The 13,841-nt window shown below is 67.2% G+C and carries 16 protein-coding genes; 9 read left to right on the top strand and 7 right to left on the bottom strand.

The window, feature by feature from the left end:
• Window positions 1-315: 315 nt before the first annotated feature.
• Entirely contained in the window at window positions 316-1,182 is an 867-nt protein-coding gene (locus tag D7I44_RS06290) for a glycosyltransferase family 2 protein (protein ID WP_120788708.1), read from the bottom strand.
• 125 nt (window positions 1,183-1,307) lie between these two features.
• On the opposite strand from D7I44_RS06290, the gene D7I44_RS06285 reads away from it, so the two are divergent.
• Both D7I44_RS06285 and D7I44_RS06280 read left to right on the top strand, forming a co-directional pair.
• Window positions 1,308-1,898: an acyltransferase gene (locus tag D7I44_RS06285; protein ID WP_120788707.1), complete on the top strand. Its 591-nt coding sequence runs from the start codon at window positions 1,308-1,310 to the stop codon at window positions 1,896-1,898.
• A gap of 117 nt (window positions 1,899-2,015) precedes the next feature.
• The gene (locus tag D7I44_RS06280) at window positions 2,016-3,617 is read left to right on the top strand and encodes a GMC family oxidoreductase (protein ID WP_245980061.1); all 1,602 of its coding nucleotides are present in this window, start codon (window positions 2,016-2,018) and stop codon (window positions 3,615-3,617) included.
• 9 nt (window positions 3,618-3,626) lie between these two features.
• Here the strand turns inward: D7I44_RS06280 and lpdA are convergent, their stop codons facing one another.
• The 3 genes from lpdA to D7I44_RS06265 form a co-directional block, all read right to left on the bottom strand.
• Window positions 3,627-5,030: a dihydrolipoyl dehydrogenase gene (lpdA, locus tag D7I44_RS06275; protein WP_120788705.1), complete on the bottom strand. Its 1,404-nt coding sequence runs from the start codon at window positions 5,028-5,030 to the stop codon at window positions 3,627-3,629.
• A gap of 132 nt (window positions 5,031-5,162) precedes the next feature.
• On the bottom strand, window positions 5,163-6,254 hold the full coding sequence (locus D7I44_RS06270; RefSeq protein ID WP_162940094.1) for an acyltransferase family protein: 1,092 nt from the start codon (window positions 6,252-6,254) through the stop codon (window positions 5,163-5,165).
• Window positions 6,255-6,492: 238 nt separating this feature from the next.
• Window positions 6,493-7,944, bottom strand: a complete 1,452-nt coding sequence (locus tag D7I44_RS06265; protein WP_120788703.1) for an MFS transporter — start codon at window positions 7,942-7,944, stop codon at window positions 6,493-6,495.
• 100 nt (window positions 7,945-8,044) lie between these two features.
• On the opposite strand from D7I44_RS06265, the gene D7I44_RS06260 reads away from it, so the two are divergent.
• The gene (locus tag D7I44_RS06260) at window positions 8,045-8,596 is read left to right on the top strand and encodes a TetR/AcrR family transcriptional regulator (RefSeq protein ID WP_162940093.1); all 552 of its coding nucleotides are present in this window, start codon (window positions 8,045-8,047) and stop codon (window positions 8,594-8,596) included.
• 39 nt (window positions 8,597-8,635) lie between these two features.
• Here D7I44_RS06260 and D7I44_RS06255 read toward each other — a convergent pair whose 3' ends face one another.
• A complete protein-coding gene (locus D7I44_RS06255) occupies window positions 8,636-9,028 on the bottom strand; it encodes a hypothetical protein (protein ID WP_162940092.1) in 393 nt (130 codons plus the stop codon).
• A gap of 60 nt (window positions 9,029-9,088) precedes the next feature.
• Between D7I44_RS06255 and D7I44_RS06250 the strand changes: the two genes are divergently transcribed.
• From D7I44_RS06250 to D7I44_RS06230, 5 genes are all read left to right on the top strand, one after another.
• The gene (locus D7I44_RS06250) at window positions 9,089-9,631 is read left to right on the top strand and encodes a GNAT family N-acetyltransferase (protein WP_120788700.1); all 543 of its coding nucleotides are present in this window, start codon (window positions 9,089-9,091) and stop codon (window positions 9,629-9,631) included.
• Window positions 9,628-10,200 carry a nitroreductase family protein gene (locus D7I44_RS06245; RefSeq protein ID WP_245980059.1) on the top strand — a complete coding sequence of 191 codons (573 nt, stop codon included), beginning with the start codon at window positions 9,628-9,630 and terminating at the stop codon, window positions 10,198-10,200. The genes D7I44_RS06250 and D7I44_RS06245 overlap by 4 nt, the downstream gene beginning before the upstream one ends.
• Before the next feature lie 3 nt (window positions 10,201-10,203).
• Window positions 10,204-10,575 (top strand): thioredoxin, encoded by a 372-nt coding sequence (gene trxA, locus D7I44_RS06240; RefSeq protein WP_120788699.1) that lies wholly within the window; start codon window positions 10,204-10,206, stop codon window positions 10,573-10,575.
• A complete protein-coding gene (locus tag D7I44_RS06235) occupies window positions 10,572-11,246 on the top strand; it encodes an HAD family hydrolase (RefSeq protein WP_120788698.1) in 675 nt (224 codons plus the stop codon). The genes trxA and D7I44_RS06235 overlap by 4 nt, the downstream gene beginning before the upstream one ends.
• Window positions 11,247-11,319: 73 nt before the next feature.
• On the top strand, window positions 11,320-11,676 hold the full coding sequence (locus tag D7I44_RS06230) for a nuclear transport factor 2 family protein (RefSeq protein WP_120788697.1): 357 nt from the start codon (window positions 11,320-11,322) through the stop codon (window positions 11,674-11,676).
• Between the two features lie 9 nt (window positions 11,677-11,685).
• Here D7I44_RS06230 and D7I44_RS06225 read toward each other — a convergent pair whose 3' ends face one another.
• The gene (locus D7I44_RS06225) at window positions 11,686-12,036 is read right to left on the bottom strand and encodes a response regulator transcription factor (protein WP_162940091.1); all 351 of its coding nucleotides are present in this window, start codon (window positions 12,034-12,036) and stop codon (window positions 11,686-11,688) included.
• 130 nt (window positions 12,037-12,166) lie between these two features.
• Entirely contained in the window at window positions 12,167-12,799 is a 633-nt protein-coding gene (locus D7I44_RS06220) for a ScbR family autoregulator-binding transcription factor (RefSeq protein ID WP_162940090.1), read from the bottom strand.
• 65 nt (window positions 12,800-12,864) lie between these two features.
• On the opposite strand from D7I44_RS06220, the gene D7I44_RS06215 reads away from it, so the two are divergent.
• Window positions 12,865-13,668 carry a response regulator transcription factor gene (locus D7I44_RS06215; protein WP_120788694.1) on the top strand — a complete coding sequence of 268 codons (804 nt, stop codon included), beginning with the start codon at window positions 12,865-12,867 and terminating at the stop codon, window positions 13,666-13,668.
• Window positions 13,669-13,841 lie beyond the last annotated feature (173 nt).

Raw genomic sequence — 13,841 nt, 5'->3', positions numbered from 1 at the left:
GGAGGGGGGGGTTGAGACCGTCCTCGCGACGGGAAGTAGAGGGTGTGCGTCGGTAGTCATCGTCTCGTCTCGGGGGTGAGAATTGCTCGACTACTGAGACGCTAACCTGCACTGAGGGATCCTCACGTCCCCCAATCTGAGGGGTGAGCAATATTCAGTTATGAAAACGCAAGGATCTGAAGGTCATCGCACGCGCACCTCCCCATGGCGACGACGCGGCGCTATCACAAGCGCGCCCCTGACCCCTTCCGGGCCGTTGCGAAGCGGGGTCGCCCGACCGGGCCATAGCCCGCCGATCAGTCGCCCTGATCCGAGTCAGTTCTGGACTGCAGACACCCGTCGGGTCTCATCGCGGTTCCAGCTCTGCGCCGCGCCGCGTGCGCGCACCACGGCGGCGCGGCGGCGCGGCTCGAGGGAGGCATACGTATAGACGAGCGCCGCAGGCCAGAGCCATGGGCGGCGAAGCAGCCGGCCGATCAGTGCCCACACGCCCGGCGCTACCGTCATGCGCTCCAGTTCCGGATAGTGCGCTGCGGCCTCACGGTTTCCGGCGACAATCCGCGTCTGGCGGTGAAGGAAGGTGCGAAGGTCGCGCGGGGCGCGCATCGTGAAGGTGGCCCCATTGAACTCGAGACGCTCGTGCTCCGCGAACTGGCGTTGCGCGAACAGGTCGTCGGCGATGACATCGGGAAAACTGCCCCACCGTGCACGGCCGATGCCTGAGACAATGTAGATGCCGGAACCGACCATGCCGTGCAGGCGGTAGTCCGTGAGTTCCCAAACCCTGTAGTACATCCGCACAGGGGCGCTTGAGCCCGCAGTGTCGACAAGCATGCGCGGTGCTGAGACGAGCATCGGGCCATCGCCCAGTGCATCAGCCGAGGCCAACAGTGCGTCTGCGGTGATGTCGATGTCCGCGTCGAGATAGGCGCGCGTCGACCAGGTCGATGCTTCGTCGCCGGCATTGAGCGCAGCGATCTTGGAAGCGGCATCCACTTCGATCACTCGAACCCGCGGTGACACAGATGCGGCGATCTCGCCGGTGCGGTCGGTGCACCCGTTGGTCGCCACGATCAACTCAAGTCGCCCTTCGATGTCGGTGTCGACAAGTCGGCGAAGGGTGCCGCCGATCACGTGCGCCTCGTTGTGCGCCGGAATGATCACGCTGACGCCGTCAACCATGGTCTGGCCTCTCGGATGGTTTGCAGTCTGCTGGGTCGCCAGCCTAGGGCGCTGGCACGTCGGGCGTGCGCCCCGTTTAGTGGGGGCGGCACCTTCAGCATAGATGAGATATCGTCACGTCCGTGATGACGGCAATTCGATCAGAGGCAGCGGCACAGCCGGCGCGAGTCGGGCATGGCGGCGAGACGACTTTGAGCAAGACCGGCGGTGCAGCGCGTTCGGTGCTCGACATCCGCACCTGGCTGCATGCGCTCCGACTGCTCCACTTCGCGTCGTACTCGCACGTTCGGGAAGTGGGCAAGCTCGACCGGGGTGATGGCGTGCGAATCGCTCCGAACGCCTCGTTCCACAACGGTGAACGGATTCGCCTGGGTGAGGGCACGCGCATCGGGGAATTCGACATCGTGTGGGCCGGGAATTCCACAGGGCGCGTGACGCTCGGCGCATACTGCCTGCTCGCGCCACACGTCACCATCACCGCATCGAACTACGGGACTGTCCAGGGCACTTATCCGATCGACCAACCCAAGATCGAGCGCGACATCGTCATTGGCGATGGAGTCTGGCTGGGCGCAAACGTCGTCGTGCTCGCCGGGGTCACGATCGGCGACGGCGCGGTCGTCGCCGCCGGCGCCGTTGTCACCAAAGACTTGCCGCCTCAGTGCATCGCTGCCGGGGTTCCCGCCCGCGTCATCGGCATGCGGCCGACGCGATGACGCGACCCATTCAACTGAACTGCTGCTCGACCGGGCTGAGGGGACATCATGGCTGTTGTAGCTTCAAGTGAGGCGCTGGCTGCGGAATACGACTGTGTGGTTGTCGGGGCTGGGCCCGTGGGCCTCGCCTTCGCGATGGAGATGGCGCAATTGGATCGCACAGTGCTTCTCGTGGACGCCGGTGACCTCGAGTCCGGGAAGCGCAACGTGGTCGCACCGTCAACCCAGCGGACGGAAATCGTGGATGCGGCGCGCCACGCGCCGCTGGAGTTGACAACCCGTCAAGGCATCGGTGGCACGTCGTGGCTCTGGGGCGGAAGGTGCGTCGCATTCGAGCCGATCGACTTCGAGGTGCGCGATTTCGTCCCAGAAGGAGAGTGGCCTATCACCATCGATGATGTCGCCCCGTGGTACGCGGCGGCCGCGAGCCACCTCGATTGCGGCTCAGCGGTGTTCCGGTCGGACAAGCCCGATTGGGAGGGGCTTAACGACTTCACGATGTCGAACCTCGAGCGCTGGGCTCGCCGACCGAAGTTGGGTCCGCGACTCGGGGCTCGCGTCGTTGCGCACCCTTCGGTGAGCACGCTGATGAGCACCCGGCTCGAGCGGATCGACTTCGCTGCCGATGGCTCGGTTGCGGCGCTCGTCGTCAACCGCGAGGGCGCCCCCGCCCGCCTGAGGGCGAAGTCGTACGTGCTTGCCATGGGCGGGCTCGAAATCGCCCGATTTCTTCTCGGCGTGCAGCACGAGAGGCCCGGATCCTTCGGCGGAGTCGACGGCCCGCTCGGTCGGTACTATATGGGGCACGCGACTGGCAGCATCGCTGAGATCGTGCTTGACGACCCCACTCGGGCGGCCGACCTCGACTTCGTGCGCGACGAGTTCGACACATACATCCGACGACGATTCACTCTGTCCGAAGAGGCGCAGCGGCGTCATCGCGTTCTAAACACGAGCTTTTACCTCGACAACCCTCCGTTCTACGAGTACCAGCATCGGAACGCCACGCTTTCTCTCGTCTTTCTTGGTTTGGTGATTCCGCCGGTGGGTCGAGCGATCCTCGCAGAGGGGATTCGGCTCCGTCACATTGGCCCCCGTCCGTACCGTATCGGTGCGCACATCCGCAACATCCTACGTCGCCCATTGCGTGCCGTGACGGACGTGAGCGACGTCATTCTTCGCCGCTACGTCTCGCCAGTGCGCAAGCCGGGATTCATCCTTCGCAACGACGGGGGACGATACGCCCTGCACTATCACGCGGAGCAGCTGCCCAATGCGGAGAGCAGGCTTCGGCTATCGCAGGCCGACGGCGTTTCGAAGCTCGAGGTGGACTACCGCTACCTCGAAAAGGACATCGACTCTCTGCTGCGTTGTCATGAGTTGTTGGATCAGGAGCTTCGCTCCGCGGGCATCGGCAGGCTCGAATACCTCGCACCCGACGCGGCGAGCGTGCGGGCCATGGCCTGGGAGCAGTCCACTGACGGCTTCCATAGCATCGGTACGACTCGGATGAGCAACAATCCGACCGATGGGGTGGTCGACCGTGATTGCCGCGTTCACGGGACGTCCAATCTCTACCTCGCGACCAGCGGGGTCTTCCCGACCTCGGCAGAGGCGAACCCAACGTTCCTCGCGGCGACACTCGCAGTGAGGCTCGCCCACTTGCTGGCAGCGCAACCTGAACAGATCACGGTCGAAGCTGCCCCTGTCAGGGCCTGAGGTGCGCGCCTAGAAGTTGATCATGTGCCCTGTGAGCCCGTGGAACGCCTCCTGCAGTGCCTCCGACAGCGTCGGGTGCGTGTGCACATTGCGCGCGAGCTCGTAAGCCCCGAGGTCCCACTTCTGCGCGAGCGTCAGCTCGGGCAGAAGCTCGGAGACATCCGGTCCGATCATGTGCGCGCCGAGCAGCTCGAGGTGCTCCTTGTCGGCGATGACCTTGACAAAGCCGGTCGGGTCGGCGAGGCCGTGCGCCTTGCCGTTGGCGGTGAACGGGAACTGGGCGACGACGACGTCGTGGCCCTCGGCGCGCGCCTGCTCTTCGGTGAGGCCGAACGAGGCGACCTGCGGCTGGCAGAAGGTCGCGCGCGGCATCATGCGGTAATCGCCAAGCGTCATGGTCTCGGCACCGCCGATGGTCTCGGCCGCGACGACACCCTGCGCCTCCGCCACGTGGGCGAGCTGGAGCTTGGCGGTGACGTCGCCGATGGCGTAGATGTGCGGCACATTGGTGCGCATGTGGTCGTCGATCGCGATCGCCCCGCGGTCGGTCAGGGCGACGCCGGTCGACTCGAGGCCGTAGCCGGTGACGTTCGGCGCGAAGCCGATCGACATGAGCACCTTGTCTGCGGTGATCGAACCGGCTGCGCCGTCCTTGTTGCCGACGTAGCTGACCGTGACGGCCGAGCCGTTGTCGACGACGGTCTCGACCTTGGTGTCGACCAGGATGTTCACACCGAGCTTCTTGTACTGCTTCTGGATCTCCTTCGAGACATCCGTGTCCTCATTCGGCAGCGCACGCGGCAGGAACTCGATGATCGTGACGTCGACGCCGTAGTTCTTGAGGACATACGCGAACTCCATGCCGATCGCGCCCGCGCCGACGATGACGATCGACTTCGGCAACTCGCGAGTGAGGATCTGTGATTCGAAGGTGACGACGTTGTCCGAAAGCTGCACGCCGGGCAGGAGGCGCACGGTCGAGCCGGTCGAGATGATGGCGTTGTTGAACGAGACGATCTCGGTCGAGCCATCGGCCTTCGCGACCTCGATGGTGTTCGCGTCGAGGAAGTGGCCGCGGCCGTTGAACTCGGTGATGCCGTTCTTCTTCATCAGGAAGTGCACGCCCTTGACGCGCCCATCCGCGACGGAGCGGCTGCGGTCGAACGCGACTCCGTAGTCGAAGCTCACCTCGCCCGAGATGCCGAAGGTCTTCGCGTCGTTGTGGAAGATGTGGGCGAGCTCCGCGTTGCGCAGCAGCGCCTTGGACGGGATGCAGCCCACGTTGAGGCAGATGCCGCCCCAGTACTTCTCTTCGATGATGGCGGTCTTGAGACCGAGCTGAGCGGCGCGGATGGCCGCGACATAGCCGCCAGGCCCTGCACCGAGAACAACGACGTCAAAGTGTGCACTCACAGGCTCAAACCTATTCCTGTGTGGCGGATGCCGCTCAATCCCGCGAACAGTTCGGTGGTAGCGAGCCGGTGGCTTCCATGTCGGAAGCGCCCGAGCGAATCGCAGGGTTACGCGGCGCAGGTGCCCAGAGAGCTACTCCGTCGGAACGTGGCGCAGCCCGGTCCGGCCGAGAACCGCGGCCATGCGTTGCCGCACCGCATTGGGAGTCCCGCTCGATTTGAGCCTGAGGAACGGCTGCTCGATGAATCGGTACGACAGCGGCACGATGGCCGCGACGATCCCCATCGCCAGCAACTTCGCACTCCAATGCTCAAGTCCAATGCTCGCGTCGATGACGAAGAACACAGGGAAGTGCCACAAGTAAAGTCCGTACGACATCTTTCCCACCGTGGTGAGCGGGCCCAGAGAGAGCGCCCGCTGGGTGACCTTGGCATCCCGGTTGAGACACACGAGTATGAGGAGCGCCGTGACGCCCGCCACTAGAGGCCACTCGACGAGCATTTCGAACCATTCGCTGTGCGGCTGCACATTGGCGATCGCAATGAGACCGGCGACGGATGCCAGGCCCAGGATGTCAGGCAGATGCCATGCCGCCCCCGGGAGCCGGACACCCTTGAATTCCGAAACCACCAGCGCAAGGGAACACCCGACGAGCAACTCCATGCCGCGCGCAGGCGTGAAATTCCACGCAAAGGTCGTCGAAGTGCCCCCGAACCAGCACGCAAGAAGCGCGAGGTATGCGAGGACGGTGAGCACGCCGACACCAATCGCGGCCTTGCGGCCATTTCCGCGGGACACCGTGACGATCCCGATCAGCGCAAGGGGCCAAACAAGATAGAACTGCTCCTCGATCGACAGAGACCAGGTGTGGGTCAGCAGTCCGAGCCCTTCCCCGGAACCCGCGGCCCAGTTCGAGACGTAGAGGAAGGAGAACAACGCGCCGCGCAATGTGCTGCCTCCGAGGTGCCAGGCGACGGCGATGGCGACGGCGACGGCCATGACAGCGAAGTACACGGGCAGCAGCCTGAGCGCTCGGCCCCAATAGAACTTGGCAAAGTCGATGCGCCCCTGACGAGCGCCGCGCATGAGGATGCTTGTGATCAGGAAGCCGCTCAAGACGAAGAAGATGTCGACGCCCGAGTCGCCCCGTGAGAAGCCCACGTGAAGATGGAACAGCACCACGAATATTGCGGCAATGGCGCGAATGCCGTCCAGTGCGGGCACGCGAAATGGAGAGCCGGCTACCGTTGTTCCTCCAGGACTTGCGCCTGCTTTGGTCTCCACTCCGTCGCGCTCCGGCAACGCCGCCTCCTCAAGTCTTCGGGCCCGCTCAACCGGTTGTCACCGACGAGTGTCCCTATAATATGAGGAAAGATCAACTCCCTATTACGCGGGACCGGCGGCGCGTCACCGCGGCGAGCCGTCGCAGCCCAACCAGCGAGGTGGTTGGGCTGCGACGGCTCTAGGCACTCACCGCGGCCGCGCGCCCGCGGCCCGACGTGAACAGCGCCAGCACGGATGCGAGCAGTGCCGCGCCGGCGCAGATCGCGAACAGCACCCGGTAGCCGCCCAGCGACGGGAACTCGTAGCTGCCGAGAGTGATGGTGAAGGTCGCGAGGATCGTGCCGCCGATGGCGGTCGCGAGCGACGACCCCAGGGTGCGCACCACGGTGTTGACGGAATTCGCAGAGGCCAGCTCATTGTGCGGCGTGAACGCGCTGATCAGCGCGGGCATCGCGGCGTAGCCGATGCCGGTTCCGATCCCCACCACGGTCGAGCCGAGGACCACGTGCCACAGTTCGGCGTGCACGAAGATGCGCAGCACCCAGCCGATTGCAACGATGAACGCGCCGATCGACAGCGTGCGGCCCGCGCCGATCGAGTTGATCAGACGCGCCGCGATCGGCGCGAAGATCAGCATGCACAGGCCGGAGGGCAGCATCGTGAGGCCCGCGGTGAGCGTCGAGGCGGCGAATCCGTAACCGGTCTCCTTCGGCATCTCGACGTAGGTCGCCGTGCCGATCATCGAGGCGAAGAGCGCGAAGCCGATGAACATCGACGCGATGTTGGTGAGCAGCACGGGCCGTCGAGCCAGTGACGACAGGTCGACCAGCGGCGCCTTGTGCCGCGCCTCCCAGAGGCCGAACGCGGCGAAGAGCACGGCGGCGGCGGCGAAGAGCCAGATCACTCGAGCGGAGCCCCAACCCCAGTCCGAGCCCTCTGACAGCGGCAGCAGCAGGGCGACGAGCGCCCCGGCGAGAAGCAGCGCGCCCGCCACGTCGACACGGCCGCCCTGGCGGTCGTGCGATTCGGGCACCCAGATGAGAATGCCGAGCACAGCGACCGCGGCGCCGACGGCCGTGATCCAGAACAGCATGTGGAAGTCCCAGTGCTGGACGATGAGCCCGGCGAAGGGCAGGCCGAGTGCGCCACCGACGCCGAGCATGGCCGAGATGGTGGCGATGGCGCTCGCACGGCGCCTCTTGGGCAGCAGCGTCGCGAGCAGGCTGATGCCGAGCGGGATCGCCGCCCCGGCCACGCCCTGGATCGCGCGGCCGACGATGAGGATCGTGATGTTGTCGGAGAGAGCGGTGACGAGCGAGCCGACCACCATCGCTCCGAGGGCGACGAGCAGCATGAGGCGCTTTCCCCACATGTCCGCCAAGCGGCCCAGGAAGGGGATGGCGACCGCGCCCGCCAGGAGCGTCGAGGTCAGCAGCCAGTTGACCGTCGCGGTGTCCGAGTGCAGCGTCTCGGGGAGATCTGCGAGCACCGGCACCAGCAGGGTCTGCGCGAGTGACACGACAAGTGCGCCGAGGCCCACGATGATCAGCCAGAGCGTCGCCTTGCCGCCGCTGATGTGCTCGGCCTCCACCTCCAGCTGCTCTTCGGCCTCTGCTTCTGCGACCTGCATCCCCGTCTCCTTCGCTGTGTGTACGTGAATGTCAACACTGTTGACGATTGATCTAGTCAACACCGTTGACGGATGCTTGTCAACAGTGTTGACTGAAGGCATGGCTGCAGCAGCGACGGAGACGCCCACGAAGCAGGCGATCGCGCACGCGGCGCGTGAGCTGTTCGAGGCGAAGGGCTATGCCGCGGTCTCGATTCGCGAGATCGCGGCGGCGGCAGGGGTCGACCCTGCGCTCGTCATCCGGCACTACCACTCGAAGGACGAGCTCTTCGTACGGGTGATCGGCTTCGACGAGCACTTCGCCCCGCACCTCGACGGCCCGCTCGAGACCGTCGGCGAGAGGCTCGCCGCCTATTTGCTGGACCCGGCCCATACTCACCTGCGTCAGACGTTCCGCGCCTTGGTGCGCGCCAGCGACCACGAAATCGTCCGCGTCGAGCTCGACGGTTCGATGAGCCGCCTGCTGGTAAAGAAATTGAGCGAGCGGATGCAGGGCGAAGACGCCCTCGTGCGGGCATGGCTCGTCTCCGCTCAGCTCGTCGGGCTCATCCATTCCTGGGACGCCGTCGGCGGCGACTCGGCGACGCCCGAGAACCGTGCGAGGGTCGCCCGCCTCTACGGCGCCGCCATCCAGCAGCTGATCACGCCGTAGGGCGGCGGCCCTCAGGTGGTGGGCGCACCGCCTCTCAGGTCATGCGGCGGCAGGGCTCGCGGCAGGCATCCGGATGCCGCTCGCGGCCTCCCAAGCGCCGGCGGCCATGTTGTAGTCGACCAGGAACTCGAGCGCGCTGCGCGAGGCGGAGTCGGCGAGCACGAGCAACGCCTGGCGCGTGCGGCCGTCGGCGATGTCCGCGGCGTCCCGTGCATGCCCGGCGATGTCGAAGTCGGGCTCGCGCAGCCGCTCGGGCAGGAACGTGTGGGCGTCGACGGCGCGGCCCAGGCGGGCGAGCGCGTCACGGTCGGTGGAGTCCAGGGCGCGCCGCGCCTGCGCCGCCTCGGCGCTTGCCGGCAGCTCGGCCATGGCGGCGAGAGTCAGTGCGGTGGCCAGGACCCCTGCCAGTACGAAACCTCGCGTGTACAACATGTATTTATGTTATTCGGAACGAGTCGTCGCCGGCTGGGAGTCTGCCCATAGGCTGGATGGGTGCCCGTGCAGATCACCCGAGCAGGCCGTGCCGACGCCGAGCGCGTCGCGCAGCTCGCCGCGCTCACCTTTCCACTGGCGTGCCCGCCTGATTCCCCGGCATCCGATGTCGCCGCCTTCATCGCGGCCAATCTGACGTCCGCCAGATTCACCGAATACATCGCGGATGCCGAGCGCGTGGTGCTTCTCGCCGATGACGGCTCCGGCCTCTCCGGCTACGCGATGCTCGTCTTCGGCGAGCCTTACGACCCGCAGGTGGCGGCCCAGCTCGCACGTCGGCCGACCGCAGAGCTCAGCAAGATCTATGTGGCGCCCGAGCACCACGGCGCGGGCGTCGCCGCGGCGCTGATGGCCGCGGCCGTCGCGCAGGCGGCCGAGCGCGGCGCAGCATCCGTCTGGCTGGGCACCAATCAGGAGAACCTGCGCGCCCAGCGCTTCTACGAGAAGAGCGGCTTCGCGCGCGTCGGGGTGAAGCGCTTCCACCTCGGCGATCGCTGGGAGGATGACTTCGTGTTCGAACGCGCCCTGGGGGCAGAGCAGTGACCGTCTATGACGCGGTGCTCGCGCGCCGCTCGTACTCGAAGGTCACCGCAGAGACCCCGAGCACCGAAGAGATCGAGCGCCTGCTCGAGGCCGCGGCGACCGCCGCCGATCACGCCGGGCTCGCGCCCTGGCGGGTGATCGAGCTGCGCGGTGCGGCGCGCGAACGGCTGGGCGATGCGCTCGCCGCGGCTGCGACGGCGGCAGGGGCGGATGCCGACGCCGCCGCCTCTCAGAGACGCAAGCCCCTGCGCGCCGAGCTGCTGCTGGCCGTCGTCGTGAGCTATCGCGAAAGCCGGAAGGCCGAGCGCTGGGAGCAGGACGCCGCTGCTGCGGGCGTCGCCCACCTGCTCACACTTCTGCTCGACGACGCCGGCTGGGGCGCGATGTGGCGCACCGGGCCGTTCACGCGCACGGCGCCGGTCGCGCAGCTGCACGGCCTCACCGTCGACGAGGCGCTGCTCGGCTGGATCTACGTCGGCGGGCGCCCGGACGGCGCGCGCCGCGAGCGGCACGCGACGGTCGACCTGGCGCAGCGCCACACGCAATTGCGCATCGCGGGGGAGGATTGACCCATGGCCACCGTTGAACTGACCAAGGACACCTTCGAGAACACCGTGCTCGGCGACGGCATCGTGCTGGTCGACGTCTGGGCCGACTGGTGCGGCCCGTGCAAGATGTTCGCGCCGATCTTCGACGCGAGCTCCGAAGAGAACTCAGACATCGTCTTCGGCAAACTCGACAGTGACGCAGAGCCGGAGCTGTCCGGGGCGCTCGGCATCCAGGCGATCCCGACGCTGATGGTCTTCCGCGACGGCATCGGCCTCTTCCAGCAGGCCGGCGCGCTGCCCAAGCCCGCCCTCGACGACCTCATCGCGCAGGCCCGCGCCCTCGACATGGACGAGGTGCGCGCGCAGGTCGCGGCACAGGGCCAGGGCGAGCAGTGAACCCTGCCGGCGTCGCGTTCTTCGACGTCGACGAGACCCTGCTCTCGGTGCGCACGCTTGAGTCGTTCCTGCTCTACTACCTGAAGCGCGTGCCGTCGATGATCTCCCCCGAGCGGCTCCGCGAGCTCGCCGGGCAGGTCGTGACGCTCGACCGCAGCGAGTTCAACCGCCTGTACTACGGAATCTGGGCCGGCCAGCCGGTCGACCAGGTCCACGCGGCCGGGCGCGAGTGGTTCGCCGAGCTCAGCGAGCAGCCCGGCTTCTATCGCTCCAACGTGCTTGAGCTCCTGCGCGGGCATCAGCGAGACGGCACGCACGTCGTGCTGGTCTCCGGCTCTTTCGCGCCGCCGCTGCAGCCGCTCGCCGATGAGCTCGGCGTGGACGGGCTCTACTGCACAGAGCTCGAGGTCGGCGCCGACGGCCGGTACACCGGGGTGATCAGCGCAGCGATGATCGGCGACGACAAGAGCGCGGCCGTCGGCGAGTACCTCGCCGACTTCGCAGAGGCGACCCCGAGCTGGGGCTACGGCGACCACTCGAGCGACCTGCCGCTCCTCGAGCGAGTCGCGGCGCCGGTCGTGGTCGGCTCCGATCCGGTGATGCTCGACCTGGCCGCGCAGCGCGGCTGGCCGGTGCTGCCGATCGACCAGCCGCTCGCACCGCGCGCGTAATCCGGCGCTGATCAGCATCGGCGCACGCTAGCGTGGTGGCATCGCACAATCTCTCTACCCGAAGGAGAGCCCTATGCCATCGATCTCCGCAGCCTTGCGTGACCTGCTCGGCGCAACGGATCTGACGGTCGAAGACGCGCTCACCCGGCACGTCGCCGACGACTACCGCCAATCCACGGACGGAACGTGGATCGACCGCGCCGCGTTCGCCGCTCAGCTCACCCAGCTGCGCGGGTTCGTCGAGCACATCGACATCGAGGTGAAGGGCGAGCTCACGCAGGGCGCGTCCTACGCCGAGCGGCACGTCATCACCGTCACGGGCCGAGATGGCTCCACGGGCAGCCAAGAGGTCTATCTCTTCGGCGAGATCGCGGCAGACGGCCGATTCGCGTGGCTCGAAGAGCTCACGCGAGCACTGCCGACGGCGTAGGCGCCCGCCTCAGGCGCGCTCGCGCAGGCGCTCGTCGATGAGGGCACCGAGCTCGCGCGGCCGGAACGGTTTCTGGACGTACACGTCGGCGCCGGCCCGCAGGCTCTCGACCTCGTCGGCGTCAGCCGCCCGCGCGCTCAGCACGATGACGACCGCATCGCTGATCTCGCGGATGCGGCGTGTGGTCTCGAACCCGTCGATGCCCGGCATCCGAATATCGACCGTGACGATCTCGGGGTCTGAGCCGTGCACCGCCTCGATGCCGTCGTGCCCGTTCGCCGCCTCGATCACGCTCAGACCGGCGCGCTCCAGGACCGCACTGATCAGCGCCCGAATGCCGTCGTCGTCCTCGATGACCACGGCGCTCCGGAGTGCATGCCGTCTCATCGGCCCCTTTCGTCGCCCCCACCCTTGTGCGTCTCACCCTAGACGCGCGTCTGGCGTGATGCAAAAGCGGGGCGCTCCCCCAAACCGTGGGGCCGGGCGGCACTCAGTACTCGGCGGACGCGGCCCCCAGGCGGCTGACGAGCGCCGGGCCGTCAGCGACGCCGATGCCGGGCAGCAGCAGCAGCCAGTAGCGCTCGACGCGCTCGAAGATGTCCTGGGCGTGGCTCATGCTGTGGGCGACGAGCTGCACGCCCGTGAACGCCTCGACCAGCACCTCCGCAGCCGCGTCGAGGTCGACATCGGCGTCGATCTGCCCTGCCTCCTGGCCCTCGGCCAGCAGTGAGCGCGTCATCGCGGTCCACCACACGTACGGCGGCGGCAGCTTGACCTCCCGCAGCCCCGCGTCGTGCTGCAGGCGGATGCTGGCGCGCACCAGCAGATCGTCGCGGTAGCGGATCGCGACCACGAACGAGACGACGATCATCGTCTCGAGGCCGACATAGCCATCGGCGCGGATGCCCGCGAGAACGCCGTCCCACTGCCGGAAGTGGTACTCGGCGACCTCCTGGGCGAGCGACGCCTTCGATGAGAAGTGGTAGCTCATCGCCCCCTTGGTGCGCCCCAGGCGCGCGGCGATGCTGGAGAGCGACGCGGCGGCGTAGCCGACCTCGTCGAATTCCGCCGCGGCGGCTCTGATTATCTCGTCACGTCGTGCAGTGGCGCGCTGCTGAGTCATCGTGACCACAGCCTAGGCGACATGGTGCCCACCGCCCGGTTGCGCCATTGCTACGCTTCGATCTCATGGGAGCGGGCCCGGGGGAATGCGCTGTCGTCATCGAGGACGATGACGGCATCCGTTCGTTGATCGCGACGGTGCTCGAGCAGATCGGGCTCGAGGTCATCTCCGCGGCCAGCGGCGTCGAGGGAGTCGCGCGCGTCGCCGAGAGACGGCCGGTGCTGGTCACGGTCGACGTGAACATGCCGGGCATCGACGGATTCGAGACCGCGAAGCGGATCCGTGCGATCAGCTCGGCCTACATCATCATGCTCACCGCGCGCGATGAGGAGATCGATGCCCTGCAGGGCCTCGGAGCGGGCGCCGACGACTACGTGCTGAAGCCCTTCCGTCCGCGCGAGCTGCGTGCACGCGCCGAGGCGATGCTGCGGCGTCCGCGCGTTCTCGACAGCGCGCAGGCGGGTGAGGCGGATGCCGGAGGCGGTGCCCCTGCGACGGCAAGCGGCGCGCTCGAGCTCGCGCAGCCGGCGCCCGGGCGGCCCTTGCTCGCGCACAACGGCGTCGTCCTGAACCCTGACACGCACATCGTCCGGCGCGACGGCCGCGAGCTCGATCTCACCTTCAGCGAGTTCCAGCTGTTGCAGGCCCTGCTTCAGACGGGCCGCACGGTGCGCAGCAAGGACGATCTCGCGCGGCTGCTTCGCGGTGAGGACTACGTCGCGAATCCCTATGTCGGCGAGGCTGACCGCAGGGGCGTCGAAGTGCACATCGGCAACCTGCGGAAGAAGCTCGCGGACAGCGCTTCGAACCCGAATCTGATCGAGACGGTGCGCGGTGTCGGGTACCGATTGGCGGCGCCGCGCGACTGACGCACCCGGCCCGGAAGGCATCGCACCCCCAGTTTTCGGGGTACCCGCTTCCCAATCTGCCGCTGTCTCAGGTGGAACGGGGCATCTGCGCCCGTTACCCTTGGAGAATCGCACAGCACGGACCTGCGGCTTGGCCCGCGAGGCGTCCTGTGCGCCGAGAGTCCGCATTCGGG

The sequence above is a fragment of the Gryllotalpicola protaetiae genome, from assembly GCF_003627055.1.
GTDB lineage: Bacteria > Actinomycetota > Actinomycetes > Actinomycetales > Microbacteriaceae > Gryllotalpicola > Gryllotalpicola protaetiae.
Note: the sequence above shows the minus strand (reverse complement) of the source record. Positions and strands in the feature narration are given on the sequence as shown.

Coding starts and splice junctions, on each gene's coding strand:
- D7I44_RS06290 (WP_120788708.1), bottom strand. CDS start 1,182: ATGGTTGACGGCGTCAGCGTGATCATTCCGGCGCACAACGAGGCGCAC.
- D7I44_RS06285 (WP_120788707.1), top strand. CDS start 1,308: ATGACGGCAATTCGATCAGAGGCAGCGGCACAGCCGGCGCGAGTCGGG.
- D7I44_RS06265 (WP_120788703.1), bottom strand. CDS start 7,944: ATGCAGGTCGCAGAAGCAGAGGCCGAAGAGCAGCTGGAGGTGGAGGCC.
- D7I44_RS06260 (WP_162940093.1), top strand. CDS start 8,045: ATGGCTGCAGCAGCGACGGAGACGCCCACGAAGCAGGCGATCGCGCAC.
- D7I44_RS06255 (WP_162940092.1), bottom strand. CDS start 9,028: ATGTTGTACACGCGAGGTTTCGTACTGGCAGGGGTCCTGGCCACCGCA.
- trxA (WP_120788699.1), top strand. CDS start 10,204: ATGGCCACCGTTGAACTGACCAAGGACACCTTCGAGAACACCGTGCTC.
- D7I44_RS06230 (WP_120788697.1), top strand. CDS start 11,320: ATGCCATCGATCTCCGCAGCCTTGCGTGACCTGCTCGGCGCAACGGAT.
- D7I44_RS06220 (WP_162940090.1), bottom strand. CDS start 12,799: ATGACTCAGCAGCGCGCCACTGCACGACGTGACGAGATAATCAGAGCC.
- D7I44_RS06215 (WP_120788694.1), top strand. CDS start 12,865: ATGGGAGCGGGCCCGGGGGAATGCGCTGTCGTCATCGAGGACGATGAC.